This window comes from Streptomyces sp. NPDC058579, assembly GCF_042718575.1.
In the GTDB taxonomy this organism is placed as follows: Bacteria; Actinomycetota; Actinomycetes; order Streptomycetales; family Streptomycetaceae; genus Streptomyces.
In genome coordinates this window covers 13,301-38,585 of record NZ_JBHXPI010000015.1, presented here as the reverse complement: position 1 = coordinate 38,585, position 25,285 = coordinate 13,301, and the positions used below count along the sequence as shown (strand labels likewise).

Genomic DNA, 25,285 nt, shown 5'->3' with positions numbered 1-25,285 from the left:
GACGGGGACCAGGTGGGCAGGCGAGGGGGCAGTACTCGGTCGGCCGTTGCCCCCGAACAGCCGCGGACCGAATTCTCGGGTCGAGGCGGTGCGGGCCCTGGTGCTGTGGGCACGACCAGCGGGGGTGCGGTTCTCGGGGGCGCGGCTGATCTCAGTGGAACGAAAGACCCCAGCTCCCCGAACTCCATCCGCAGGACGCGCGCGGCGCGAGGGAGCACCGGATGCGCCGAAATCAGGGCCGTGTGGGCGCCGCGCCTCAAGCAGTAGCGGTGTACGCGTACTTGGCGCAGCCGGGACGAAGACGGTCTGTCCACGGGGCGGCGCACTCACGTGAGCCGCAGCCGGTTGGGTGCGGGTATCGGCTTCCGCGGTGCCGGCGATCGCCGAGTCAAGGACGGGCAACAACTGAGTGGTTTCCTGCCGGACGGTGTCGGTCCACAGCCGTGATGCGCTGCTCCACCTCACCCCGGCCGGTGAGGCCGAAGTGCGACCACGACCCTGCACCTTCGAGGTGTGCACGGCCGGAGCCCCGAGAGCATGACCGGGAAAGTGGATGGCGCGACGCTCGTCCACGGCTGGTACCACGAGAACGAGGTCCCGATGGCCAGGGGCACGAGCAGGCGTCGCGTCTTGACGGAACTGGTGATGCCCGTAACACGACAGGTGGGGCGGTACGGGCCCGGGGGCCGGCAGCCGGAGGGCGGGCGATGGGAAGGCTACGGCAGCTGCAACACCTCGGGCTGACGGGGAGGTTGCGCGAGCCGGAGCCGCTGGTGGTTGGTGTGCCTGTTCCGGGTTGGCGAAAACTGGCGCTGCCGCAGTCGGTCGCCCTTCCGCAGTCGGGAGGACATCCCCAGGCACGTCGGTTGTGGTTTGTCGGGTGTGGGGGGCCTCCTGAGCCTCGCGGGAGGGACCTTGGGTGGGGAAAGAGCTTGTTTGGGCCAGCGGATGCGGCGCCGTTGCCCGGGCTTCCGGGGAACGCGACGTGACCGTGCCCGAGCTCAGGGAGTCTGGGGACGACCGTGAGGTGGAGTTGGTCGTCTCGATTCGCCGAACCTCATGGAGTGGTGGTGTGCCCTTGGCAGCTGGAGGGTCCACGACTTCGCGCGCACCGGTTCCTGTGGAATCACCGGCATCCGGGCTCGACGCCCATTCGCTTCGTGTGCCGGAGATGCGCATTCCCTCGGTGGAGACGCACTCCGGTGAGGGCTGGCTCTCGGCATCGCCACTGGTCACGAGGCCCATGACGCGCCCAGGCCCGGACATGCGCACCGCGAGGTCATCCTCAGCCGGCACCGCGTCTCCAATCGCGGACCCTGCGGCAGGGGCAGGGGAGCCGTTCGCGGGCGGAAGCGCCAGGGGGTCCACAGAGGCCGCGAGGGGCACAGGAGCTGCGGATGTCGAGTGATGTGTGTGCGGTGCGGTAGGGGTAGTTGACGGAGGCTCGCCGCCGACGTGCTCTTGCAGACGTGCGGCACCGGGGGAAGACGGTACGGGGGTACCCGAGCCGGGCGGAGCCGTCATCGCGGTGCCCTCTTCCGTCGCCTGCGGCCTGGTCGGCGTCTCGGTGCTGGGCAGAGCCGTGAATGGTGTCTCTGCCGTCGGCAATGGCGTGAGTGGCGCGTGATTCGCAGCCCCTCCCAGCGGCGCCACGGAATGTCGCGGGACGCTGTCGGCGAGGGACGTGAGAGACGTTCGGTCCACGGTCGGTGTGCGGGACACAGGAGTACGTGGAGACTGCCGGCCATGCGCGAGTGCGTGCCAGATGCGCCGGAGCGACAGTGGCCGGGACGCGCTCGCTGACGTCGGGGCGCTCGGTACGTCGGGCCGGGGTAGCGCGGGCTCCGCCCACACCATGTCTGTGTCCAGGGCGCTGCCGCCGCGCACGGCGTCGACGACGTCCGCGTCATCGCTGGACATGGTCCAGTTCACCGGTCGGCATGAGCAGCTGCGTCCGGGGACGTCGGCGACTGGAAGACCCTTGTTCCCCGCGGGCAATTCTGAGGAGAGGCTGCCCCGATCCATGCGCGGGTTCTGCTTGAGCAGAGCGGGACTGTCCGGGAGCTCGAGGTCTTCGCGCCCCGGCGTCTGGCCGTGGGAGGGCTTGTAGCACTCGCGCTCTGCGGGGGCCGGGACCTCGTCCTGCTCCGGCTCCTGGCCGTGAGACGCGGCGCCGCCTCGGCGGGAAACCAGTGGTCCCGAAGGCTGTGCTTCGGCCGTGGTACGCCCCCCGTCATTGTCGCGTACGCGACCACCCTCAGGGGCGGGCTGACTCGCCCCCGGAACGGCCTTGAAGAATCTGTGCAAGAGGCGAGTGCGAGGGGCTGCCGGGCCAACACCCACAGACGTCTCGGTCGGTGGTGACCCTTCACCACCGTTGCGGGGTCCCCAGGCGGGGGCGGAGGCCTTGGGCTCGGTTGCAGGGCCACGCCTGGTCCCGTCCCGCCGGCGGGACCGCTTCTCCCGCGGCGCCTCCCCCTCTAGCCGTGTGGCAGCCTGCGGCAGGGGACGGTGGACAGAGCCTCCGGCAGTGCCACCGTCCGAGAGGGGGGAGAAGTCCCCTGACCCGGGGTGCCAGCCCTGGCCCCAGTTCTCGCCCCAGCCCCACTCACCACCCCCGGCAGCGCTGGCGCTCAGCCACCTCAGCGCCTCCGTTCGTCGATGCCGCGGAGCCCCTGTCATCCCCGCCAACTCATGGAGTACCAGCGGGAGGTCGGGATTGATGAGCGTCGCGATGTTGCGACTCAGCCGGGGATCGCGCCACGAGGCGAGGCGGGGTACCACGCAACGCGGATCGGTGACCGGCTGCACTTCGGCGCACATCAGCAGCAGTGGCTGCGGCAGCGCGATGTGGGGGCGCCGGGTGTCCCCGGGGGACCCCGGCATCGCATGCGTGCGTGACGACGTCGCACCGGTAACCGGATCTGTGGCCGCGGCGGGGACATCGGCCCCAGAATCACCCGCCGCACGCTGTCCTCGCCCGAACACCCCGCGCCACATCGTGCTACCCCCTGCCGTCCACTTGCTGATGGATGTTTCTGATCTGGCGCAGATAGGCGCGCCGGTATACGTGTTCCATGTCGAGAAGTTCACTCAGAGGCCAGTGGAAGTAGTACGCGATGTACGCGATCTCGGCGTGGAGATCCTCAGCCGCGTACGTCGCTATTCCCCCAGGCGGCTCCCCATGTCGACCTCGAAATCGTGATCGCACTGGGGGCACACGGTCGTGGCCAGCGTCGAGCCATCCGTGTTGATCTTCTCGTAGAACCTCTGCAGGAAAGCGAGATCCGCGGCGAACATGTTCTCCACAATGTCGGAATGCACGCTGCGGAGACTGCCGAGCCGCGTAATGAGGCGGCTAATGAGAATCACGGAAAGATACGCCGGATTTTCCTGCACTCGGGGATCGGTGAGCGGAATCAGTTCGTCTCGAGCGGTCGCCAGCCGCATCACCCCTTCGCTATGAGTGACTCCCTCGGAGTCCAGGTAGCCACGCGGCAGGGTGAAGGGGAACTCGGTGGGCAGAGCCGCAGGGCCGGGCCGCGGGCCGCCGGGCTCGGTCGGCCCCTGCCCCGGAGCGGCGGCCGGCGAGGGAGCCGCCACCGGTGCGGTGGCGGCTCCCTCGGTCACACGGCCACGCCTCACTCGATCTCCAGAGTCGTGCACTGGATCGTGACGGTCTCAGTCGCGGCACCGTCGCTGCCCGCGGAGAAGTCGTCGACCTTGTAGCTGCTCACCCATGCGTCAGTGAGGTTGTAGCGCTTGGTCGTCTTTCCCGACGGATCCTTCGCCTCGATCGTGGCGTTCTTGTACATCTTTCCGGTGTCACCGGTTTCGGCGGCCTTGACCCAGTCGATGAGGACCTTCGACTTGTCGTCGGCGGGCCGGACGAGCGTGACGACCGGCGCGGTCCTGGTGCCCGGTGTCTTTCGCTTGAAGGGGAGGCCAGTCTTGGTGTCGATGACGGTCTCCTCGACGATGCCCGTCCCCTTCTCCAAGCCGGAGACGCTGATGGCGTTGGGTATTTCAATCCCGTCGACCTGGAGTCCGAACAGACCCTTGTGGTCGGGCGCACTTTCCTTGGCAGAAGCCATTTCTCTTCCTTACGATCCGGTCTGGCTCGGTCTATGTGCGGTAAATATGCGATGTGTTGAGAAGGAGAAAACGGGGCAGCCTACTCGCCCGATGAACCGCCGATGGATTCCTGAGAAATCCGGAACACCACGAACTCGGCCGGCTTGACCGGGGCCACACCGATCTCGCAGACGACCTGCCCGGAGTCGATCACCTCGGGCGGGTTCGTCTCGGCGTCGCACTTGACGTAGAAGGCCTCACTCGGCGTGGAGCCGTAGAGAGCTCCCTGGCGCCACTCGTTCACCAGGAAGGCGGCGACATTGCGGCGGACCGTCGCCCACAGCCGCTCGTCGTTCGGCTCGAAGACCACCCACTGCGAGCCCTGGTAGATGGACTCCTCCAGGTAGTTGAAGAGCCGCCGTACGTTGAGGTAGCGCCAGGCCGCGTCGCTGGAGAGCGTGCGTGCGCCCCACACCCGGATGCCGCGGCCGGGGAAGCTCCGTACGCAGTTGATGCCCGCCGGGTTGAGCTGCTCCTGCTCGCCCTTGGTCACCTGGATGCCCAGGTCCAGGACGCCGCGCAGGACCTCGTTGGCCGGGGCCTTGTGGACGCCGCGCGCCGCGTCGTTGCGGGCCCACAGGCCCGCAATGTGGCCCGACGGCGGCATGAGGAATCCCTTGCCGTCGGCCGGGTCGGCCACCTTCACCCAGGGGTAGTACAGGGCAGCGAACTTCGAGTCGAAGCCGGCCTCGTTCTGCCGCCAGTCATAGACCTCGGAGGGCGTCATGTCCGGCAGTGGGTCGAGGATGGCCATGCGGTTGGCCATGTTCTCGCAGTGGCTGATCATCGCCAGCTGGACGGCCTTGACCTGCTCCCGGTCCAGCGCGCCGCGCTCGTATGCGGCCATCAGGTCGGGAGCGACGACCATGGTCACGTCGTCGATCGCCTCGAGACCGGACAGCCCCGAGCGGCGGCTGACATCGCCTACGTACCCGCCGACCACATCCTTGGCGGTCATCGCGGCCGCGTCGCGGCCGGTGAGGGACAGCGAGGACTTCTCGGGCAGTGCGAGGGCGGTGCTCGTGGCGGTGGCGGGCTCCTCGAACAGGACGTACTTGGAGCGCTCCTTCACTTGTGTGACCACGTACTGCGGCGACGTCTTGTCGCTACACACCTCGAAGGTCTCCACCGGGGTGCCGTCGACCTTCACGGTGAGGGTGTATGTGTCAGGGCCGGAGTCGGTGGCGTCACTCGGGGCGTCCCCGTCTTTGCCGGCCTTCGGCTTCTCGCCTGCCGGGCGGCGCGTCCTGCTGGTGGCACCGCCGTCGGACGCCTTGCGCTGCACATCGAGCGAGATGTCGCTGCCGGCGGACGCGGGAAGCGCCACGACACGGAACCCGCCGAGCTCCTGAGGACGGGGAGCGGCGAGCGCCCCTGCCTCGGTGCCGCCGGTGGCCGACGGCGGCTGCTCGCCGACCCGGACGACGTAGCAGGTGCCGCCGCCGTTGGCGAAGAAGCCGTAGACCGAGTGTCCGAGGTAGGAGCCTTCGCCGAACTCACCGAAAGTCTTTGTGTACTGACTCCAGTTCGTGATCCGGACGGGCTCGTTCAGCGGTCCCTGCTGCGCGAACCCGACGAAGGCGGCGATGGCGGTACCCACACCGTCCACCGGGCGGGAGCCGCCTGACACCTCCTCCATGAACACACCAGGAGACAAGTAGTTCGGCATCCAGCTTTCCTTTTCTGAAAGTGATTGAGGGGAGATCAGGCAGCGCGCCGATTCATTTCCTTCCAGCGCTCACAGAAGTGGGTATCGCATACGACTGCCGGTAACCGAGTAGTGAGGCAACGTCATGAAGGTGTGCTGCCAGTGCTGATGCGGCGCGCTCTGCGTAGTACCGCGCCATATCTGGTGCACCACAGGGGTGTTGGGTCAGGCGATGAGCCGCTGATCTCGATGGGATCATTGTCGCTGCGATCCGGGGCTGTCAAACGAATCCAGCGAGTCTGCCGAATTTCCAGCCGAGGGTTCTTCTATTCGCAGATCGCGTCAACTTTCAGCGCGTATGTTCAACTTTCTCGGCCTTGCGTCGCTGCGGGGGCGCTTGTGACGGTGAGTTGTTCTCGTCGCATTCGGTGGGGGATCCCGTGCGGTTTACGAGCTCCAGTGCTGTAGTGCCGCCCGGGTGGCCGGGCCGTAGGTTCCTGGGGTGTCCGAGCCGACTTGCCCTGCAGGGGATGGCTATTAGCGCCGATGGCGGCGAGGACGGGAGCCGCCAGCCGAGGGGGCGGCGGCGCCGGGAAGGGGCGCGGGTGTGCCCTGAGCGGTCGCTTTCCCCGTCGTGAGATTACCGGCGCGCTTTATCGCACTCTGGCTGGCCGAATGGTTGAACTGCCCGTCTGGAGAATCGCTATTCCATCAACCTCCGATGCCGTGGCGGTCACCCTACGACGCGCTTTCCGCGGCCTTCACGGTCGCTAACCTGAGGCGGTCGCGGAGATATTCGACCTGTCCAGAACTCGGAAGGAAGCCGGATGAGCAACGCTTCGGTGTCGATGCAGACACGGGCCCATGTGGTGACGGACACCGGTCACAGGTTCCCGGTGGACATGCGCCTGCACTACACCCAGGACGACCCTCATGGCGTGCGTGCCGAGGTGACGTTCTCCAACGAGGCGTACTGTGAGGTGGTCTTCGCACGGGAGCTGCTGACACATGGCATCGCCCACCACGTCGGGCACGGCGATGTGGGCGTACGCCCCGGGAGCCACCGCAATGAGACACGGATCCGCTTGCCGGGCGGCGAACGGCTAGACGGTGAAAGGCGAGGCGGCGAAAGGCAAGACAGGCGCATCGAGCCGTTGACGCCCGTCGTCGACACCCACTCTCTGATCGAGTTCCTGGGGCGCACCTACCGTCTCGTTCCGCCGGGGCTGGAGACGATGGAAATCGGCCTCGACGCCGGCGCGCTTGCCGATATGTGATTCCGGCATGCAGGGGAGGAAGTCCCGAACCGCACGGGACCAAGGTCCCCCGGCGGAACGGCAGCACCTCGACGGTCGGCCGGAACGATCCACCCTCGATCCCCTGGGTCAACTTTCGACGCGGCCCAAGCCATGAGGAATCGGGCACAGTGGAACCCGACACGGAGGCGACTGAAGATCAGTTCCACTGGTGAGGGTCTCCCTTCCCCGCGAAGGGCCTCCCGTGTCAGCAGCGGCCCGGCCTACGATCTCCCCCCGGTCTTCGGCCGGGCCGCGCCTGACCCGGACCCGCATTCCCCAGGGCACCGGAAGAGGGCGATACCGATATGCCATGGCTACCCCCCTCCCCCGCGGGTTCTTTGTCATGTCTCCATTCAGTGGAAACGCTTTCGATAGTGCGAAGTGACTCCGTGGCCAGACCGTCCCGTAAAGTTCCGGCAAAGACATGCCCTATTGTCTTTCCGTGCCCGGACAGAGCCCTCGGGCACCCTTGATCAGTCCGTGTTGGCTGGCCGCAGGTTGGATGCTCAGGGGGAATCAGCCTCCTGTCTCAGTGAGGAAGCGTCAGTGACGATCCGCGTTCTGATTGTTGATGACCAGAGTCTTATCCGCTCCGGTCTGCGTTCGGTCCTCGAGGCCGACAACGACATCGTCGTGGTGGCGGAGGCCGCCGATGGCGCGGAGGCGGTCAGCGCCACCCGGGAGCACTGCCCGCAAGTGGTCATCATGGACCTCCACATGCCGCACATCGGCGGTGTGGAGGCCACCCTCCAGCTGATGCGGCTCGAAGAAGTGCCCCGTGTCCTGGTCCTCACCACCTTCAACACCGACGACCTCGTCATCGAAGCGCTCCAGGCGGGCGCGGCGGGATTCCTCCTCAAGGACCTGCGGACGGACGAACTGGTCGCAGCGGTTCGCACCGTGGCCGCAGGCGGCACCGTCTTGTCACCCGCGATCATGACCAAGCTGGTCAGCCGGGCGCAGGCGCGCATGCCCACAGGGTCCAACGGGCTCCAGGAGAAGATCGACTCCCTGACGGACAGCGAACGCGAGGTCCTGGCCCTGATCGGTGCCGGCTACACCAACCAGAAGATCGCCGAGGCGCTCCACCTGTCCCTGGCCAGCGTCAAGACGTATGCCTCGCGCATGCTTGCCCGGCTGCGTCTTGACAACCGGACGCAGGCCGCGATCCTTGCGTACGAAGCCGGACTGGTCGGCACGGATCGCACGCGTTCCCCGAGGAAGTGACCCCCACCGCACCCGGGAATCAACCTTTGCCCCCCAGCGGTCAACCTTCGGGCGCATTCACAGCCAGAACGTCATTCATACGGGACGAGCCCCCTCCGGATACTGAGCGCGTACCGAGTTCTGAAGGAAGTTGTGCGCTCCCTTGTGTTCCGTATCCGCTTTCGAGACCGCGTTTAGGCGCTGGGCCCTCGCCCGAGAAACCCCCCTGTACGCAGGGAAACTACGGCTTGCCGACCCACGGCTACGCGACGTTGCCACCTGCCTCATAGCTCTCATGCTCACGCTCCTCGCGGTCTCCGAGAACTACCGCACCGGCCTTGTCTCCGGCTACGCGTGGTCGATGGCCGCGGGCGCAGCCTCGGCACTCACCCTCCTGGTCCGCCGACAGCTGCCCCAGCTGGCCGGTGTCGCCGGCGTCCTGGCCACACTCGTCACCGACGAAACCACTCCCCTGATCTTCAGCACGTGGGCCCTGGCCCGGTATGCGCGGCGCGTCCGGCTGCTGACGATTGTTGCGGTGGCGCTGGGCTACTACCTGACGCGGCCCCTGCTGGGTGAATCTCCCTTCTCCCGCATAGTGGTGTACCAGCTGGCGGTTCACGTCGTACTGACCGCCCTGGTCGCACAGTTGCTGTGTCGGCAGGAACAGTTCAACGCCCTCTACCGCCAGCAGGTGCGCCGGATCCAGGGCACCGTGGACCAGGCGACCAAGTACGCGGTCCTTGAGGAACGCACCCGGCTGGCCTTCGACATGCACGACGGCATTGGCCACCAAATAGCCGTCGTCACCCTCCAGGCCGCGGCGGTAAAGGTCAACGCGGACAACCCGGAGAAGGTGAGGGAAGGAGCTGGGGCGATCGAGGACGCCTCCCGCACCGTCATGGTCGAACTGCGAGAGATCGTCGACATCCTCCGCGAGGACCCGGGCGAGATCTCTCCGCCCGCTCGACTCGTGGACGCGGGCTACCAGGTCTTCCTCCAGTCGCTGGTGCGCAACATGCGCGCCATCGGCGTGGACGCGGCCTGCTCGATCGACGGCGCGCCCTTCCCTCTGCCGCAGCAGATCCAGTCCACGCTGTACCGCATCGGGCAGGAAGGACTGACCAACGCGGTCAAGCACGCACCCGGCGCGGACATCGAGATCACGCTCACCTTCCGCCAGGACTGGGTGGGCATGTGCGTACGAAACGGACCGCGCGCCGGCAAGGGCCCTTCGCTGGGCGGCACCGGAACGGGCCTGCAGAGTCTGCGCGTCAGGGTCGAACGACTCAACGGCAGCTTCCACGCCCACCCGACGACAGGCGGCGGCTTCCGGCTGGGAGCCCGCATACCGCTGACCGCGCGCGCCCTGACGGGCTGAGATCCACGGTCGCCTCAGCATGCGCGGGCTTGTCCTACGTGTCCTCGCCGGGCAACCGCGGAACTCCACGGCGGATTCCGTGTGTGCCGCCCGATGCAGACGCTGTCCTTCGTTGTCGACCGGAGCTCAATTCTCCGGAGCCGTAGGCGGCGACAGAATCCGACTTCGGCGAGCGCGCGCGCCGGAAGTTGACTTCCGGCGGGCCAAGTGGCCGGCCACCTCGGGCTATTGATGCCGACCCGCGCGCCCCCTAACTTCGGCGGGACACCTCTGACCCCAGTTGCAACCGGAGAGGCGGACGGATGAACCCCATGACCTTCGCAACGCAGAATCCGATGACGGCGCGAAGCGCCAGCCCTCCCAGCGCAGCACCGCGAAGGCCCACTCAACAGAGCCCCGCTCCGAGGACAGGGCTCGCCGGCTGGGCCGTCGGCCTCCAGGAGGATCGACGCCTCCGCAACCAGCAGCGGCGCGTCGGAAACCTCACGAAGGAACTGGACCGCCCGGCCGATGCCCGCCAGATACTCCAACCAGAAGCGCTGGTCAACAACATCGACTTCTCCGCCAAGATGAAGACGGCCGTCTTCGACACCCTGCCCGAGGGGCTGAAGAACCGTGACACCGAGGACAAACTGGAGTACATGCTCTCCAAGGACGGCATGCGTAAGAGTGTCGAACTCAGAGGCGGTGAGGAGGAGCGGGTCAAGATCGCGGGCAACAGCAGCTACTGGAACTACTCCGGACACATCGCCCTCTCCCTGCACCCCGAGCGCGCACCTCAGCTCGTGAGCATCACCCAGGGCTCCATGGACCGGACATACCAAGGCACCGAGGGGCGCACCCGCCTCCTGCGGAAGACCACCGGAAGGACCTACACGGCCGGTCTGACCGGCGGGAAGCTCGCCGGCATCGAGCCGGGAGCCGTCGGCAGCGCGGGCTTCTCGGCCACCCAGGAGAAGGCCGTGGAAGCCAGCAACGCCCTTGGCCACCTCAACTCGGGAACGATCCACACCGAGGGGGACTTCCACCACTACGAGGTCTCCCTGTCCGTCCGCTTCCGCGTCGCTTACACCAAAGAGCAGCGCTGGTGGGCGAAGTGGGCACGGGGGGAACGCGCGAAGGAGATCACCCTCGGTACCACGGGCTACGCCGTCAACGAGCAGTCACAGGACGCGGGGGAGCGCTACAGGGAGGTGTTCGGCAGCGTGACCGTACGGTGCGCGGTCTCCGCCGCGCTCGACGCGTGGGCGGCGAGGCCGGTGCCGGCCCCACGCCGCCGGCTCCCGTCCGCAGCCCCGCCGTAAGCCGACCCCGGCCGAGGGGATCAGCTCACGGCAACCGGCTGCCGCTTAGCGGGCAGCACGATCCGCACCCGGAAACCGCCCTCCGGCGTGGAGCTGGCCTGGAACCGTCCGCCGACCCCGGCCACGCGGGCACTCATGCTCGCCATGCCGATGCCGCCGGATCGGTCGTGGCGCGGGGACACGGCACCCATGACGCCGTTGCGCACCTCCAGGCACACCTCGTCGGCGGTGAAGTCCAGACCGATCGAAACGGGGACGCCTCCGCCGTGCTTCACGGCGTTCGTGAGGGCTTCGCGTCCGCAGTCGCGCAGCACCTCGTCGACCTGCGCGGGCAGCGGCCGTGGCTGCCCGCTCTGCCGGTATGAGGCGTCGATCCCGGCGGCGGTCAGATTCGCCACCAGTGCCGCGGCGAACTGCGCGAAGGCCGGCCCTCCCCGGGCGCGCCGGTCCGAGCTCCCGTTCAGGACATCGAGAATGTCGCGAAGGTCCTCGAGCACGACCCGCGCGCTCTCCTCGATCGTCGACGACAGCTCCACAGCCTTGTCCGGCAGGCCGGGGCAGGTTCGCAGCGCCCGGGCCTGGAGGGTGAGAACGATTGCCTGATGGCCGATCCCGTCGTGGATGTCGAAGGCCAGCCGGGTCCGCTCGTCGACCACCGCCTGCCGCGCGGCCTGATCGATGGCATGCTCGACGGCCACCAGCCGCTGCCGCAGCAACCGCGTAGCCTCCCGCCGTCTGCGGGTCAGATCCCCGAGCGCGGCCGGGAACCACACCGCAGTGATGGTCAGGTACACCACCGCCGATGCGTCGGGCGGGACGGCCGTCACCCACCAGCGCGTGAGGCCGTACAGCAGGCCCACCACCCCCAGGAGGAGCCAGCGGCCCCGGCTGTCGTAGGCGCCCAGGGCGTATGTGGCGAAGATCAGTGGGGTCGCGTCGTCGGACGCCAGGGTGCTCAGCAGGGCGAACACCACGGTCACCGCAGGCGCCGTCCGGCGCAGCAGGAGGGCAGCGGACACGGCCCCCACCACCAGCGCCGAACCGCCGTACGTCGTGATGACACCACTGTCGTGCTCATTGTCCAGAGCGATGAAGGAGACGACGCAGGACGTGAGGCTCACCATCACGTCCACGAGTCGGGCTTCGCCGCTGCCGCCGAGAGACGGGATGCGAAGGGGAAGGCGCGGCAGAGGGCGGGACAGGAAATTGTGCGCGGGAAATCTCATCGTTCGAATGGCTCGGACACTCATTGATCGGGGACCGCCGGGGAAGCGGCGCGTAGCCAGCATCCTCGCCGAGTGGCGGCCCACATCGGTCCTGAGGCAGGATTTATAGAATGATGAGCAGAAATATTCTAGATTCGGGCACCCTGGACGAACTCGACCTCGAAATCCTTCATGCCCTGCAACTGGCTCCCCGGGCCAGCTGGGCCCGAGTGGGCCAGGTCCTCTCCATCGATGGCGCCACGGCGGCACGCCGGTGGCGGCGTCTGGAGGAGCTGGGAATCGCCTGGGTGACCTGCCATCCGCCGCACGAGCCCGCCACCCGGACGGCGATGATCGAGATCGTCTGTAAGCACGGGCACGTCGAGGACGTGACCCGGGAGCTGTGCGCGGACCCACGCGCGTACACCGTGGACGTGGTGACCGGGGACCGGGATCTCCTGGTCATCGTGGCCGCGCGGTCCTACGAGGCCCTGGCGGAGTACTCGCTCGGGCGGCTCCAGGCGCTGCGCCACGTCTCGCGCGTACGCACGCACATGACCATGCGCAACTTCACCGACGCGAGCCGCTGGCGCCTGCGGTCGCTCGACAGCTCCCAGCTCGGGCTGATCGACCGTGGCACTCCCGGCGGGAAGCCGCCTCCCTGGTCCGAACTCTCCGGTCCTGACTGGGAGTTGGCACTGGAGCTGGGACGCGACGGCCGTGCGCCCATCAGCCGTCTGGCCGAGATCAGCGGCCTCAACGAGTCAACCGCACGTCGGCGTCTGGAGCGGCTGCTGGGCAACGGCCAGCTGACCCTGCGCGCCGAGGTGGCGCGGTCGGCGACCGGCACACCGGTGCACGCCCTGCTCTTCGCCGATGCCCCACTGGGGCACCTGGAGCAGATCGGAACCCTGCTGATGCGCCGCCCCGAGGTCCGTGCCGCGTTCTCCAGCGTCGGCCCGTACACCCTTGGCATCGTCGTCTGGGTGAACTCCCTGGAGCATCTGCAAAAGTTCGAGAAGCAGATCACACAGGGGTCCTATCAGCTGGCCGTACGGGATCGGATGGTTGTCACCCGCTCGATGAAGCGGGTCGGCCGCGTGCTCGACCACCGTGACCGCGCGGTGAGCTGCGTTCCCATGGACCTGCGGGACGAAGGCCACGACGGGGTGCGCCCGGACCGGCCGCACCCCGTCACCCGACCCGTGTAGCGGTTCAGCCCGACTGGCCGCGCCGCTTCATCGCGCGCACCACGGTCAGTGTGCCGGCGGCGACCAGGACCAAGGCGATGCCGGCATACAGCGCCAGCGAGTCGCTCCCCGTGCTGGCAAGGTCGCCCTCGGGGGCCGGGCTGGCGGACGGGGTCGGGCCCTCCCCCCGCACGAGCTGCGGTGTCGGGGTGGGCGACGTCTTGCCCGGGGGCGGCGTGGACGTGCCCGGAGTGGGCTTGCCCGGCTCCGACGGGGCCGGGTTCACCGGCGGGTCCGTGGGCGGGTCCGTGGGGTTGGGCGGCTCCTCGCCCTCGCTCGGCAGGCACCCTCGGAACGGCATGTGATGGGTCTCCGCGCCGGACACGCTCGTCATCGACCGGGCGATCACGGAGCCGTTGACATGACCGGGGCCGACCTCGCCGGTGGCGGACTTGCGGCCGAGCGAGGCAGCGGCCCGCGGGGCGAGGATCGTACCGGGCCAGGAGGCGTAGTTCTTCTGCACCTCGGTGGCCTGCGGGAAGTTCCAGAGGAGCTTGGAGCGCACGTCCTTGAACGCGGGGCTGCCTGCCTGGTAGTCGTCCAGCACATAGCGGCCGGCGGTGTGGTCCCACAGGTGGACGCCGTAGGTGGCGTGCCGGTTCATGTCGTATGTCGTGCCGGTGACGGTGATCAGGGTGGTCGCCCCCGCCGGGACCTTGATCTTGATGGTGCGGGCCTTCTCCAGCGTGGAGGCCGATACCTTGAAGATATTGACCTTCTGGTCGCCTTCGAAGAAGAAGGTGGCGGGCTCTCCGGGAGCCCGCTCCTCCACCGTGCCGTTCGGCGTCAGCGCACCCCACGCGGCCGAGCGCGACCGCAGCGTTGAGAACTCCTTGCCGAAGTCGACCGGCGACGCCCCGGCCATGTGGGGTCCGTTGATGGCGAAGCTCCCGCCCGGGACCTCCTCGAGCGCACGGTAGACCGCCATGCCGCGCTCGATGACCACCTGATGGGCCTTCAACTTTCCGCCCACAACCAGGGAGTAGCCGCCTGGCAGGCTATTGAGGTCGCTCTCGCCGAGCTGGCTGCCGAGCGAGAACCCCTCCTTGCGGGCAGGATCCCCAAGCGTGGCCTCCCCGCCGATCGCGACGGCGCCCTCGGTGTCCGCGACGCGGCGAGAGGAGCCCTCGATGAACTCGGCGAAAGCGGAAGCCACCCCAAGAGGAGAGGGCAGACACCCCTTGGACGGGGTCGCCAGGGCGGTGTGGCTGAACGGGCCGACTATGAGACCGCTGCCGATGCAGAGTAGGGCCAGGGAGGAACGCGCGAGCATGAAATGACTTCCGGACGGAGGAAGGATGGGCAGATCGAAACTATGCGCGTAGGTCGGGCGCGGACGGCACCGATGGCTGACAGTCCTTCTGAGAGTTGACAGTTGGGGTCGACAGTCGCTCGCCCACCAGGCCCGAAAGAGGGACAACGCAGTCAACTTCCGTCGCGATAAGGCTGGTTGTCGCCCAGAGCGCTTCCGCTGACAGCGGCGCCGGCCGTCATCGCCGGACGTACGCGGGCATTCACCCGAGCGCCCAGGCGCAGCAGCCGGCTCTCCAGCTCGCCCTTGTCGCGGATGCCGAGCGCATCCGCGTACGCCTGCGCGGCGACCTGCGCTTGGCGGCCGACGTGGCGGACGGGAACTCGTCCTTGTCACCCCGGATGCGCAGCAGCACGCCGTCGGCACGACTGAAGGTGGCGAGGGTGCGCAGCAGCGTCGCGTCCTCGGCATCCAGGGTCGATCCCGTCGCGCCGAGCGGGCGTTCCGCGACGGCCGTCATCCACTGGAGGTAATTCGCGCTGCGATAGAAGGCCTCGCCGGAGTCCTGATAATGCGCCAGGTCCTTGAGCGCGTCGCCGAACTGCTCGTTGAACGACTGGAGGAAGTGCGCCGCGCCGACGTCCTACACAGGCACCCGCCTGCGTGCCCACGATGTCGAGTACCGCTCCTTTCGAGTGATAGGCCTCCATCGCGTGGCACAGCGAGTAGCCGGTCTGCCGTCTGATGTCGAGCGCGAGGTCGTCCGAGGGCTGGGAGTCGTACCGCTGCTGGAGCTCCCGCAGCTGCCGGGCACAGTCGGCGTACACCATGTTCCGCGCCCGGATCACGAGGTCTGGTCGGTGTGCTCCCGCGCCGCGATGTACTCCTCATCCGGCAGGCGGGGCCACCGGTCACCGCTTTCCGTCCGTACGTGCTGGGCGAGTTCGGCGACGGCACGGACATGGATGCCGTCGGCCATCGCATGACGCACGATCGCCGAACGCCGCAGCCCCTCGGGCCGCCAGCCGGAGCCGGCATACGCCCACGCACGCGTGCGGCGATCTGGCGGAGGGACCTGCGAGGCACGCCAACGGACGTTCTTCGAGACGGCGTTGTGAGCCGTGGGAATGGCGAAGTTGCTCCGCTCCGGCAGGAAGTCCCTGACGTACAGATTGACATCGAAGACGGTGGCGGACTCCTTCTCCCACTCCCGGCGGAACGACGCGTTGAAAGCAGCGACCGCCTCCGCGTCCCCCGGGCCGGATACGGTGATGTCGTAGTCGGACGTGGGGTTGGCGCTGCCGACCGACCTGATGCACAGATCGGGTAGAGCGCGCGGAGCGCGAGCAGCCGCGCGTCGATGTACACCTTCCGGAAATGGAAGAGCCCCCACATGGTCTCCATGGACTGCCCGCCCCTGCCGTACCTCTGCTTGGCCAGCGCTCAGTCGTTTCCCACGGCTTCCAGATTCCGGCGGGCAACCTCGACGGCGGGCGCGGAGACACGGTTGGCCACGGAGTCCGGAGCCATGCGTCCGGCCCCTTGGGATGGATTTCGATGGACGGGGGCGATCTGCGGCATGACGGTCATTCCTCGAGGGGTTGCGGGCCAGGTGCGCCCCGGTCGCCCGGACACTGGGACTGCGGCCCCACGATGCTCACCGGGGCCACCCCTGCGCGAAGCCCAGCCCATGGAAGGGTCCCGGCGGCTGGTGTCGGTGTCTCGGCGATGTCATCGGCCACCGGATGCCCCCGGCGCCGACGAGCCTGACGGGAATGCAGGAGGTCTCTGAGCAGGGCAAGGCTGGCTGCCTCGTTGTCGCCTCCGGAAACGAGCCGGTTGTGGTGCATGTGCATGAGGGATCTGAAGACGCTGTGGGGTGTTGCGCGGTCGGTCCACTGGGAGGAACGCAGAGTTCGTCCCAAGGCTGCGACTGCTGGTGCACGGTCGTGCCAGCTGTGGAGGATGCGTTCGCCCCCCGGGACCTGACCCAGTTGACTCCAATTGCCTGGCTCGTCGACAAACCGGGTGATCAGGGCGCGTTGGGCTCGTAGGGCGGTGCGGTCGGGGTGGGGTGGGACCGTGGAGAACCAGGACGGCAGCACATCTGCGCCGCCGGTGAAGGCGTGTGCGAGATCTATGTAGTTGAGGCAGCTGAGTACGGTGGTGTCGAGCGGGCAGGCTGGGTCTGAGAGGGCCTGGAGCTGTTCGAGTGCTGCTGTGCTGTCGGCGTGGAAGGTGTGTTCGGCGGCTTCGATTACGTCGGGTCCGCCGTATCGGGCGGTTTCGGGGGCGTACTGGTCCAGGATCATGGCGCGTGCGAGGCCTTGCCTGCACAGGTCGGCGGCCCAGGTGCCGAGGGCGGGCAGCACCTGGCGGGTGAGGGCGTCGGGCGGTGCGTGGAAGCGCAGGCGCAGGTGTGGGTCGGGGTCGGCGTAGCGCAGGAAGAACCAGCGGTCCATGGACTGGGGGAGTTCATGGAGTAGCAGGGGAAGCCGGTGTGTGAGGATTTCGTTGTGCCGGGCGGGGGAGGCGTACAGCTTGGCGCTCAGCCACTCGCTGCCATGCGGGTACGGCCTGGCGCTGCCGGCGAGGGGTGGGTAGGAGCGGTGCTGGGTGGGTGGGCTGTGCGTGCTGCTGCGCAGGGGGAAGACCAGTTCGCAGGCGTGAGGGTCGGGACCGAACCAGCCGGACGTGGCGTCAGTGGCTTCGTGAAGCGTGCTCTTTGGATTGCGGCGTAGTTCTTCCCGGAGCAGTCGCAGGTGCATCGTCTTGCGGAGGTCGAGGGTCAGGCACCGGTCGCCGGTACCGACGGAGATGTGGTCGGGGACGGTCCAGGCCTTTCGCCATGTGTCCACCTGGGTGCACCACTCCTCCCAGGTGCCGACCGCCGGGGCGAGGAATGCGCCGCTCCAGCGTGCCCGGCACAGGATGGTCCGCCCGTAACGGACGCGGGGCAGGCGCGGCAGACCGGCGACGGGGCCCCAGTCCCACGAATGGAATGCCGAATGGCCGGCCGTACCGATGGCCTGGAGCAGGCGGACGGTGGGGTGTTCTTGCGCGCCGTTGAGCATGTCCAATTGGGCGGGCAGGACTTCACGGCCGAGCGAGGCGGAGTAGGCGTACAGCCGGTCTTTGTGGGCGCCTATGTGCAGGTCGTCCACACCGAGTTCGCCCGAGGTCTGGTTGTGGAACGAACCGATGTGGAGAGTTGGCATTGTGTCTGCACCGGTGCGGGTCAGGTTCCCGCCCCGGGGCGTGCGGGGAGCGAAGTCCAGGGCGACGCGCACGGCATGAGGAGCACTGGGATCACCGCGGCGAGCCTCGCGGCGGCAGTGCGCAGCCACAGGGTTGCCCAAAAGGTAGGCGAACCTTCCGTTGAGGGCGCCGGCCTGCCGGGAACCTCCCCCGAGCACCAGCCGGAAGTCACCGGCGTCCACGGCTTGGGGCGATGCGGCCTGGAGCGTTGCCGTCACGTCCAGGGTTGGGGGCGGCGATCCCTTGCCGGGCACGGCGAGTTGGCGAAGTCGTTCACGGTCGAGGATCACTTCCGGGAGCCCATCCCGAACGGCGGTCGCAGCCAGCTCAGCCAGCACCGCTTCCCGGAGCGGAGTGGATCCGTCGGACTGGGCCCTGCCGTCGCCGGCTGCGATCGGTCCCAGGCCGCGTTCCGGATCCATGACCTCGGTCAGGGGCACCAGCTGTGTGGTGCCATAGCGCTCCAGGAAGCGTTGCAGGTACGCGTCCAGGCCGGGCCACTCACCCGGCCTGGTGATCCTCCACAGCGCCCCGGCCGCATGTCCCAGCTCCTCCGCGACGGAACGGGGAAGAGTGAGAGACGCATCGACGGCGACATCGACGTGCAAGGGCTGCGCACTGTCGTGCAGTTGCCGCATCTGGTGGACCGCGGCACGCGGCCTTTCGGGATCCCGGCCCACCTCCGAGGCGGCATACTCAGCCAGGGCCTTGCGCACAGACCTCAGGTCGCGCAAGGCAACGGAGTGGGGAGCGGCACATGCCAAGCGGTCCAAGGCGTCATCGAGAGGGGAATCCGACCGAATCGGCGGGTGCAGATCGGTGACCAGGAAACCGTGGCTCACAAGAGAGTGCACCAGGCGCTCCGAGAGCACACGGGGCATTCCGGAGAATTCGTCATGAATCCGTTCGGTCAAATCGGCAGGTGCTATGGGGACTTCGGCGTTAGCCAGGGCCAGAGCGACAGCCGCGGTACAGCGGATCGAGACCTCTCCCCGGTCACCCTGCGGCGGAAGAATCAGCCTCTCACCCCGCACCACACACAAGGGGTTGGAGCGGACCCGCAGCCCCTTCATGGCTATGGGATCTGCTTCCACTGCCGCCAGGACGGTCCGCAGCCACGATGCATCCGGACGCACCTCCTTGCGGTGCTTGCTGCCGACAGACACCGCCGTCGGGCCCTCGGCCACCGGCGCGACACCGGCGAAGAGACCGAAGGGAACCGCACGGCTCGCGATCCGCAAGTGGTACCGGAGCAGTGACAGCAGAATGCGGCGCGCTTCCCGCACGGTCCGGGTCTCCCCTCCCGCAAGGCGCACCGCCGCCTCGAACAGCGAGGGCGACGCCAGCTCGAGAGCCTCCCGGAACACCGGATCCGCCAAGGCGGCTTCCCCCGCCGAGGCCAGCTGCTCAGCTGGCACATCATCCGCACACAGGTCGCCGTCACAGTCCCACAGCTGGGCACGGGGCAGCACGGACACCCGGGCTACGACGGGACCACTGACAGAAGGACGCATGAGCCGCTCTTCCTTGCAGGTTGGTGATGCTGCTGCGGCAGCCCTACGACCGCTGCGCGAAATGGGCGCCAGCGGTGCCTTCCACTCAAGTTAGGCGGCTGTCAGAGCGGTCGACGGCGCTGCCGACTTGAGAGGAGACGTGGAGGCGTCGAGCACGTCTTCGAAGTTGAGCCTGCCAAAGCACCCAACTTCGAAGACGCCGATGAGCATGCCCGCGGTTGAACGAGGACTGGACAGGAGCCCTAGAGCGACGGACCTCTGCGGAGAAGTCGGATGAACGCCTGGCCGCACCGTGCTGTGTTCACCACGTGAACGCGATTAGAACGGGCAGCAGATACAGCCGATTCCGCTCGCCATCTGCTGCTCGCTGCCGGACTCCGACTGCATCTCTGACGTTTCCACGTCGAGCTCGAAGTCATCCAGGTCGACGGCTGTATCCAGCACGGAGGAGTGATTCATTTTCTTGGCCTCTCTGATCATAGTGAGTTCCCGAGACCCTTACACACGTAACTGTGGTAACCCTGAAGGGTTGACAGAGTGAGAGGGCGGGCGACTGCCGGGCCGGTCCAGAAAGGGGAAAGCGCCTGGTTCCTGCCAAGGCGGTGTACGGCCCTCCGCTGGGTGCAGAACCCAGTACAACCCTTGTGCGTACGGTTGTTGGCGCCGGACCTGCTGCATAGTCTATTGATTCCGGACTGGACAGACCGAGGGACTTTAGTCATGAGGACACCGGACTTTGTGCCCTGAGGTGTGACAATCCAGCTGTCTTGGCGCAGTCGGCGCGGTCCTGACGACGCCGGAGAGCACTGTAACGCTGTTGGCGAGAGCAGGAACCGGACGTACCCTGGCACTCAAGGGGAGTTGATCTCCGGCAGACCGCGGCGGTGGCGCGGCACTCATGACAACCCGCTTCCCGCGGTGATCAACCCACAGATCAAGACCTCCCAGTCTGCTGGGGTGCGAAACATCGGAGTCAGGAGTAGCATCCCCCGGCCTGTCGTTCTGTGCGTTGGTGTACCCGCACGTCGATAGCGGCGGAGGGGCAAAGGTCGGCAGCTTCTGCCACGGAGCCGTGTTGATCTGATGAGGGCGTCGGGTCGAGGAGCGCCACAATCCCGTCCTCAATCCGTTGATCGAACACCGAGGGAGCGGACATCACGCAGTGGCCGGCCCCGATGCAGCGATCCTCGCTTACGTCTACTCGCAATCTGTTCGCAAGGCTCATCGGATCACCATGCCACCGGGAGCGTCTCCACGCCGCCGACGAACCCTTGTGTTCTGTAGCGAATGTCGCATTCTGGAATCGCCAGACGCAATGACGGAAAGCGATTGAGCAGGGCCGGAAAGGCGATTCCGAGTACAGCGCGGGCCAGTTGCTGGCCCAGGCACTGGTGGATGCCGTGTCCGAAAGCGAGATGGCGACTCACGGCCCGCTTGACATTGAACACGGAAGCGTCCTTGAGGAAGCCTTCATCATGGTTGGCTGAGGAGAGCGAGGGAACAATCATGTCGCCCTCCTTTATCACCTGCCCGCTGAGTGTCAGATCCCGGGTTGCCCATCGCGGCGTTGCGGTGTGAATCAAGGCCTGGTATCGGAGGATCTCCTCGACACCTGTACGAAGGACGTCGCCCTTATTCTCTCGGATCGCCGCCAGCTGATCCGGATGCTGCAGCAGGAGCAACGTGCCCAGCCCCAGGGCATTGGCTGACGCCTCATGTCCGCCGACCAGCAGGAAACAGCCAGCGCCGATAAGTTCTTGATCGGAGATGGCATTCCCATGCTCACGAACCAAAGTACCGAGAATGCCATCTCCCGGGTTCTCGCGATGCTTGGGTATGAGAGTGCCAATATAGGAGAGCGTTTCGTGATAGTTTTCCATTCGGCGTTCTGCGGGCAGTGACGTATCGAGCATGATTTCGCTGCGCAGCTGAAACTCGGTACGCTCCTCGCGGGGAACGCCCAGTAGTTCCCATATGGCCAACGATGCAATCGGCGATGCGAATTGCTTCATGAGGTCTGTCGGCGGTCCTGCTTGTTCCATTCCGTTGAGCTGTGCGGCGACCATCTCCTCAAGCCGCGGCCGCAGCGCCTGGATGCGCTTGACCGTGAACTCGCGGGTGAGCATGCGTCGGATGCGTGTATGGTCCGGTGGGTCCATGGACACCAAGACGCCGGGCTGTCCTCCCCCCACGCCTTCTCCGCCATGACAGACATTGCTGACGTGAGGGCTGGTCAGGACCGTCCGGACATCGGCGTAGCGAGTGACCAGCCAGGCGTCACACGGCTCTCCCTTCTGAGACCTGCCCTTCATCCTGATCACCGGGTCCTCTCGGCTCGGCCGTGCCGGCTCCGGAGACGGTGCAGTCGCCTTCGCGCTGGACTGCTGTGCGCACTCGGATGCGGTCGTGATCTCAGGCATCACGACCTCCCTTCAACAGAGCAACTGAACACGGATCGCCGAGACTTGGGAACATCAGATCTCCAGGCTGACGTCGTAGCGACGCAGCCAGCTGTCCAGGCTGAGGACGAACTCGCTGCCGATGCGCAGCTCAACGCCGCTCGCCGACTCGATGGCCTGCCGGGAGGCGCTGAGGTCGATCAGCGCTCGCACCGGCGCCTCGGGGTCGGCCAGGACCCTGCTGAGCTCGCCCCGCAGGGCCTCGCTGTACCGCGGGTCCTGGATGCTGGGGTAAGGGCTCTTGACGCGGTTCGCTACCGCCTCCGGCAGCAGATCACGGGTGGCGGCGCGCAGCAGCGACTTCTCGCGGCCGTCGAAGGTCTTCATCTTCCAGGGAGTGTTGAAGACGTACTGGACGAGGCGGTGGTCACAGAAGGGCACGCGGACCTCCAGTCCGGTGGCCATGCTGACCCGGTCCTTGCGCTCCAGCGGGAACTGCACGAAGCGGGTGAGGTGCAGGTGACAGATCTCCCGCATGCGCCGCTCCAGGCCCCTCTCGCCGTCAAGGCGCGGCACCTCGGCGAGTGCCTCGCGGTAGCGGGCCGCGCGGTATCCTGGCAGGTCGAGCTTGGTCAACAGGCCGCCGTCGAGCATGGCTTCGCGGGGGCTGCGACGCTGGCCCACGCCGCCGCTGCGGGTCCCGACGGGGGAAAGCCAGGGGAAGGAGCGGGAGCGGATCTGCTCCGGGGAGTGGAACCAGCGGTAGCCGCCGAAGAGCTCATCCGCGGCCTCGCCCGACAGGGCGACCTTCGAGCACTCGCGGATCGCCTTGAACAGCAGGTACAGGGAGGTATCGCCTTCGCCGAAGCCGTTTGGCAAGTCGCGAGCGGCCAGCACCGCGTCCCGGCCGGCCCGGTCCATCAGCGCCGCGGTGTCGAGCACGATGTCGGTGTGGTCGGCGCCCACGTGTTCGGCCAGGGCGCGCGCATAGGGGCCGTCAGGGGTGCCGCGCAGCCAGTCGGCGGTGAAGTTCTCGGTCTGGCCGGCGAATTCCACCGCGAAGGAGCGGACCGGGCCGGCACCCTCGCGGACCAGGCCCCGATGGGCGAGCGCGGTGATGACCGAGGAGTCCAAGCCGCCGGAGAGCAGGGTGCACAAAGGCACGTCGGCGTCGAGCTGGCGGGCGACGATGTCCTCCAGCAACTCGCGGATCCGGGCGACGGTGGTCTCGGTGTCGTCAGTGTGCTCGCGGGCCTCAAGCGCCCAATAGCGACGGGTGGTCAGGCCCTCGCGGCGCACCCGTATGACGTGACCGGGGACGACCTCCTTCATGCCCTTGTAGATGGCATGCCCCGGGGTCTTGGTGAGTGCGAGGAGCTCGGCGAGGCCCTCGCTGTCCACGGCGGCCCGCACCGACGGGTGAGCGAGGATCGCCTTCGGTTCGGAGCCGAAGAGCACGCCGTTCGGCGTCGGGTAGTAGTAGAGCGGCTTGATGCCCATCCGGTCGCGAATCAGCAGCAGCTCCTGCTCACGCGGGTCCCACAGGGCGAAGGCGTACATGCCGTTCATCCGCTCGGCGAAGCCGCTGCCCCACTCCAGGTAGGCATGGAGAACGACTTCGGTGTCGCTGCTGGTGAGGAAGGAGTGCCCCAGACTCTCCAGCTCGGCGCGGAGCTCGCGGTAGTTGTAGACCTCGCCGCTGTAGGTGGTGGCCAGCACGGTACGGCCGTCGCGCTCGACGGTCATCGGCTGCTTGCCGCCCTCGATGTCGATGACGGCCAGGCGATGGTGTCCGAGTCCGGCGTGGGTGTCGAGCCAGAGGCCGCCGGCGTCCGGGCCGCGGCAGATCATGGTTTCGGTCATCGCGGCGAGTGTTCCGCGCTGAGTGGTGAGGTCCTTGTCGAAGGCGACCCATCCGGTGATGCCGCACATGCGAGCACGTCCTCCTGAGAATCTACTGGCTGTGGTGTGCCAGGGGGCGGGAGCTCGCGACGCCGGGGCGCCCGACGAGTACACCTGCGGTCCGTGGCCACCAGGGCGAAGCGGTCGTATGGGAGTGCTCTGCCGGTCGGCCCGGACCGAGCGAACTGGTCTGAGGTGAAAGAAGTCGGGTACGGCGGCTCTCCCTCCGCCGGTTTACGAAGTCGCGTTCAAGACGCGGCCGAGAGGGCCTCCCGGTGGGCGGCGACCGCCTTCTGGGTCTCCTCGGCGACCAGATCCGCGTTGATCTGGGCTGCGGCGGAGACACCCGCTGCCGCGGCCGCAGCGGCCCGGTCGACCACGCTGGTGACGTTGCCCGCGAGCCATACCCCCGGCACGGCGGTGCGCCCGCCCTCCTGGCAGGGGACGTACTGGCCGATGCCCGCCGGATGTTCCACCGGTCGCAGTCCGAGTTCCGTCAGGAAGCCTGCGCGCGCAACCATCCGTGATGAGGCCATCAGTACCTCGCAGCCGATCGTCGTGCCGTCGTTCAGCCGCACGCCCGCAAGCCGGCCCCCGTCGGTCTCCAGGGCCGCCACCTCGCCGTCCACCACACGGATGCCACGGGCGGCGAGCTCCTCCGCTTCGTCGGCCGATGGCGTGGGGTTGGTATGGGTGAAGTACGTGATGTCGTCGCTCCACTGCCGGAACAGCAGCGCCTGGACTACCGACAACGGACCGTTCGCGAGCACGCCGATGGTCCGGTCCCGGACTTCCCAGCCGTGGCAGTACGGGCAGTGCAGCACGTCCTTGCCCCACCGCTCCCGCAGCCCTGGCACAGCCGGAAGCTCGTCCACCAATCCAGTGGTGACCAGCAGACGGCGCGCACGTACCGTGCGGCCGTCGGCCACCGTCACGGCGAAGGAGCCTTCGTCGTCCCGGGTCGCTGTGGTGACCTCGGCATACATCATGTGGCCGCCGTAGCCGAGGACTTCGGCCCGGCCGCGCTCCAGCAGTTCGCCCGGTGGAATCCCGTCCAGGCCCAGCAGCCCGTGTACGCCCTCGGCCGGGGCGTTGCGCGGCGTACCCGCATCGATCACCACCACCGAACGCCGGGCCCGGGCCAGGGTCTGTGCCCCGCTCAGCCCCGCGACGCCGCCGCCGATCACCAGCACGTCGCAGCTGTTCTTCAGCTGAAAGGTCACCATGACCACCTCCGCGACAACCATGCGACCCAAGAGGCGATATCGCAATATTGCATGGTGTTTTAGATGAAATGTGACATAGCCGACGGCTTCGGTCGGGTGCTTGTCGGCATACGGCCGTGACCCGCCCGGACGCCAACAGGGCCTGGGCATGGGCTGGTTGGCGTGACTCCGCTAGCCCGAACAGCCACTGCGCCGCCGACAGTGCGAGCACGTCCGCTACGGCGGGCGTCTTCATGAGGGGGACGGAGCAAGCCGATATCACATCCAAGTCCCCTGAATGCGGGCGACTCGGAAAGGTCAATCGCTCC

General features: G+C 67.5%; 18 protein-coding genes. 5 read left to right on the top strand and 13 right to left on the bottom strand.

Annotated elements, in window-relative coordinates; translation table 11 throughout:
• Positions 1 to 3,004 precede the first annotated feature (3,004 nt).
• The 4 genes from ACFWRO_RS18990 to ACFWRO_RS18975 all read right to left on the bottom strand — a co-directional run bounded on the left by ACFWRO_RS18990 (position 3,005) and on the right by ACFWRO_RS18975 (position 5,803).
• Positions 3,005 to 3,211 (bottom strand): DUF6760 family protein, encoded by a 207-nt coding sequence (locus ACFWRO_RS18990; protein WP_384511607.1) that lies wholly within the window; start codon positions 3,209 to 3,211, stop codon positions 3,005 to 3,007.
• A complete protein-coding gene (locus ACFWRO_RS18985) occupies positions 3,163 to 3,630 on the bottom strand; it encodes a hypothetical protein (protein ID WP_384511605.1) in 468 nt (155 codons plus the stop codon). Before ACFWRO_RS18985 ends, ACFWRO_RS18990 begins: the two co-directional genes overlap by 49 nt.
• Before the next feature lie 11 nt (positions 3,631 to 3,641).
• A complete protein-coding gene (locus tag ACFWRO_RS18980; RefSeq protein ID WP_384511603.1) occupies positions 3,642 to 4,094 on the bottom strand; it encodes a phage tail protein in 453 nt (150 codons plus the stop codon).
• An 80-nt stretch (positions 4,095 to 4,174) separates the two neighbouring features.
• On the bottom strand, positions 4,175 to 5,803 hold the full coding sequence (locus ACFWRO_RS18975) for a phage tail sheath family protein (RefSeq protein ID WP_384511601.1): 1,629 nt from the start codon (positions 5,801 to 5,803) through the stop codon (positions 4,175 to 4,177).
• 806 nt (positions 5,804 to 6,609) lie between these two features.
• Between ACFWRO_RS18975 and ACFWRO_RS18970 the strand changes: the two genes are divergently transcribed.
• The 4 genes from ACFWRO_RS18970 to ACFWRO_RS18955 all read left to right on the top strand — a co-directional run bounded on the left by ACFWRO_RS18970 (position 6,610) and on the right by ACFWRO_RS18955 (position 10,971).
• Positions 6,610 to 7,059 (top strand): SsgA family sporulation/cell division regulator, encoded by a 450-nt coding sequence (locus tag ACFWRO_RS18970; RefSeq protein WP_384511599.1) that lies wholly within the window; start codon positions 6,610 to 6,612, stop codon positions 7,057 to 7,059.
• Positions 7,060 to 7,626: 567 nt separating this feature from the next.
• Positions 7,627 to 8,307: a response regulator gene (locus ACFWRO_RS18965; RefSeq protein ID WP_384511597.1), complete on the top strand. Its 681-nt coding sequence runs from the start codon at positions 7,627 to 7,629 to the stop codon at positions 8,305 to 8,307.
• A gap of 274 nt (positions 8,308 to 8,581) precedes the next feature.
• Entirely contained in the window at positions 8,582 to 9,667 is a 1,086-nt protein-coding gene (locus ACFWRO_RS18960; protein WP_384511595.1) for a sensor histidine kinase, read from the top strand.
• 311 nt (positions 9,668 to 9,978) lie between these two features.
• Complete coding sequence (locus ACFWRO_RS18955) at positions 9,979 to 10,971, top strand: hypothetical protein (RefSeq protein WP_384511593.1); 993 nt, start codon at positions 9,979 to 9,981, stop codon at positions 10,969 to 10,971.
• A gap of 20 nt (positions 10,972 to 10,991) precedes the next feature.
• Here ACFWRO_RS18955 and ACFWRO_RS18950 read toward each other — a convergent pair whose 3' ends face one another.
• Positions 10,992 to 12,095, bottom strand: coding sequence for a sensor histidine kinase (locus ACFWRO_RS18950; protein ID WP_384511823.1), 1,104 nt, complete (start codon positions 12,093 to 12,095; stop codon positions 10,992 to 10,994).
• 212 nt (positions 12,096 to 12,307) lie between these two features.
• On the opposite strand from ACFWRO_RS18950, the gene ACFWRO_RS18945 reads away from it, so the two are divergent.
• Positions 12,308 to 13,387 (top strand): Lrp/AsnC family transcriptional regulator, encoded by a 1,080-nt coding sequence (locus tag ACFWRO_RS18945; protein WP_384511591.1) that lies wholly within the window; start codon positions 12,308 to 12,310, stop codon positions 13,385 to 13,387.
• A 4-nt stretch (positions 13,388 to 13,391) separates the two neighbouring features.
• Here ACFWRO_RS18945 and ACFWRO_RS18940 read toward each other — a convergent pair whose 3' ends face one another.
• The 8 genes from ACFWRO_RS18940 to ACFWRO_RS18905 all read right to left on the bottom strand — a co-directional run bounded on the left by ACFWRO_RS18940 (position 13,392) and on the right by ACFWRO_RS18905 (position 24,998).
• Complete coding sequence (locus ACFWRO_RS18940) at positions 13,392 to 14,582, bottom strand: choice-of-anchor A family protein (RefSeq protein WP_384511589.1); 1,191 nt, start codon at positions 14,580 to 14,582, stop codon at positions 13,392 to 13,394.
• A gap of 358 nt (positions 14,583 to 14,940) precedes the next feature.
• A complete protein-coding gene (locus ACFWRO_RS18935) occupies positions 14,941 to 15,198 on the bottom strand; it encodes a hypothetical protein (RefSeq protein ID WP_384511587.1) in 258 nt (85 codons plus the stop codon).
• Between the two features lie 324 nt (positions 15,199 to 15,522).
• A complete protein-coding gene (locus tag ACFWRO_RS18930; protein ID WP_384511585.1) occupies positions 15,523 to 15,657 on the bottom strand; it encodes a hypothetical protein in 135 nt (44 codons plus the stop codon).
• Positions 15,658 to 16,264: 607 nt separating this feature from the next.
• Positions 16,265 to 19,450 carry a lantibiotic dehydratase gene (locus ACFWRO_RS18925; RefSeq protein WP_384511583.1) on the bottom strand — a complete coding sequence of 1,062 codons (3,186 nt, stop codon included), beginning with the start codon at positions 19,448 to 19,450 and terminating at the stop codon, positions 16,265 to 16,267.
• A gap of 973 nt (positions 19,451 to 20,423) precedes the next feature.
• Positions 20,424 to 20,675: a ferredoxin gene (locus ACFWRO_RS18920; protein WP_384511581.1), complete on the bottom strand. Its 252-nt coding sequence runs from the start codon at positions 20,673 to 20,675 to the stop codon at positions 20,424 to 20,426.
• A 4-nt stretch (positions 20,676 to 20,679) separates the two neighbouring features.
• A complete protein-coding gene (locus ACFWRO_RS18915) occupies positions 20,680 to 21,576 on the bottom strand; it encodes a cytochrome P450 (protein ID WP_384511579.1) in 897 nt (298 codons plus the stop codon).
• Between the two features lie 348 nt (positions 21,577 to 21,924).
• Complete coding sequence (asnB, locus tag ACFWRO_RS18910; RefSeq protein WP_384511577.1) at positions 21,925 to 23,781, bottom strand: asparagine synthase (glutamine-hydrolyzing); 1,857 nt, start codon at positions 23,779 to 23,781, stop codon at positions 21,925 to 21,927.
• Positions 23,782 to 23,999: 218 nt separating this feature from the next.
• Positions 24,000 to 24,998 carry an NAD(P)/FAD-dependent oxidoreductase gene (locus ACFWRO_RS18905; RefSeq protein WP_384511575.1) on the bottom strand — a complete coding sequence of 333 codons (999 nt, stop codon included), beginning with the start codon at positions 24,996 to 24,998 and terminating at the stop codon, positions 24,000 to 24,002.
• Between the last annotated feature and the right edge of the window lie 287 nt (positions 24,999 to 25,285).

Excerpts from the sequence above, each read along its gene's own strand:
- ACFWRO_RS18950 (WP_384511823.1), bottom strand. The coding sequence starts at position 12,095 with ATGGTGAGCCTCACGTCCTGCGTCGTCTCCTTCATCGCTCTGGACAAT.
- ACFWRO_RS18935 (WP_384511587.1), bottom strand. The coding sequence starts at position 15,198 with ATGACGGCCGTCGCGGAACGCCCGCTCGGCGCGACGGGATCGACCCTG.
- ACFWRO_RS18980 (WP_384511603.1), bottom strand. The coding sequence starts at position 4,094 with ATGGCTTCTGCCAAGGAAAGTGCGCCCGACCACAAGGGTCTGTTCGGA.
- ACFWRO_RS18915 (WP_384511579.1), bottom strand. The coding sequence starts at position 21,576 with ATGCTCACCCGCGAGTTCACGGTCAAGCGCATCCAGGCGCTGCGGCCG.
- asnB (WP_384511577.1), bottom strand. The coding sequence starts at position 23,781 with ATGTGCGGCATCACCGGATGGGTCGCCTTCGACAAGGACCTCACCACT.
- ACFWRO_RS18970 (WP_384511599.1), top strand. The coding sequence starts at position 6,610 with ATGAGCAACGCTTCGGTGTCGATGCAGACACGGGCCCATGTGGTGACG.
- ACFWRO_RS18905 (WP_384511575.1), bottom strand. The coding sequence starts at position 24,998 with ATGGTTGTCGCGGAGGTGGTCATGGTGACCTTTCAGCTGAAGAACAGC.
- ACFWRO_RS18930 (WP_384511585.1), bottom strand. The coding sequence starts at position 15,657 with ATGGCCGACGGCATCCATGTCCGTGCCGTCGCCGAACTCGCCCAGCAC.
- ACFWRO_RS18975 (WP_384511601.1), bottom strand. The coding sequence starts at position 5,803 with ATGCCGAACTACTTGTCTCCTGGTGTGTTCATGGAGGAGGTGTCAGGC.
- ACFWRO_RS18920 (WP_384511581.1), bottom strand. The coding sequence starts at position 20,675 with ATGAGCCTTGCGAACAGATTGCGAGTAGACGTAAGCGAGGATCGCTGC.
- ACFWRO_RS18960 (WP_384511595.1), top strand. The coding sequence starts at position 8,582 with ATGCTCACGCTCCTCGCGGTCTCCGAGAACTACCGCACCGGCCTTGTC.
- ACFWRO_RS18945 (WP_384511591.1), top strand. The coding sequence starts at position 12,308 with ATGATGAGCAGAAATATTCTAGATTCGGGCACCCTGGACGAACTCGAC.
- ACFWRO_RS18925 (WP_384511583.1), bottom strand. The coding sequence starts at position 19,450 with ATGCGTCCTTCTGTCAGTGGTCCCGTCGTAGCCCGGGTGTCCGTGCTG.
- ACFWRO_RS18955 (WP_384511593.1), top strand. The coding sequence starts at position 9,979 with ATGACCTTCGCAACGCAGAATCCGATGACGGCGCGAAGCGCCAGCCCT.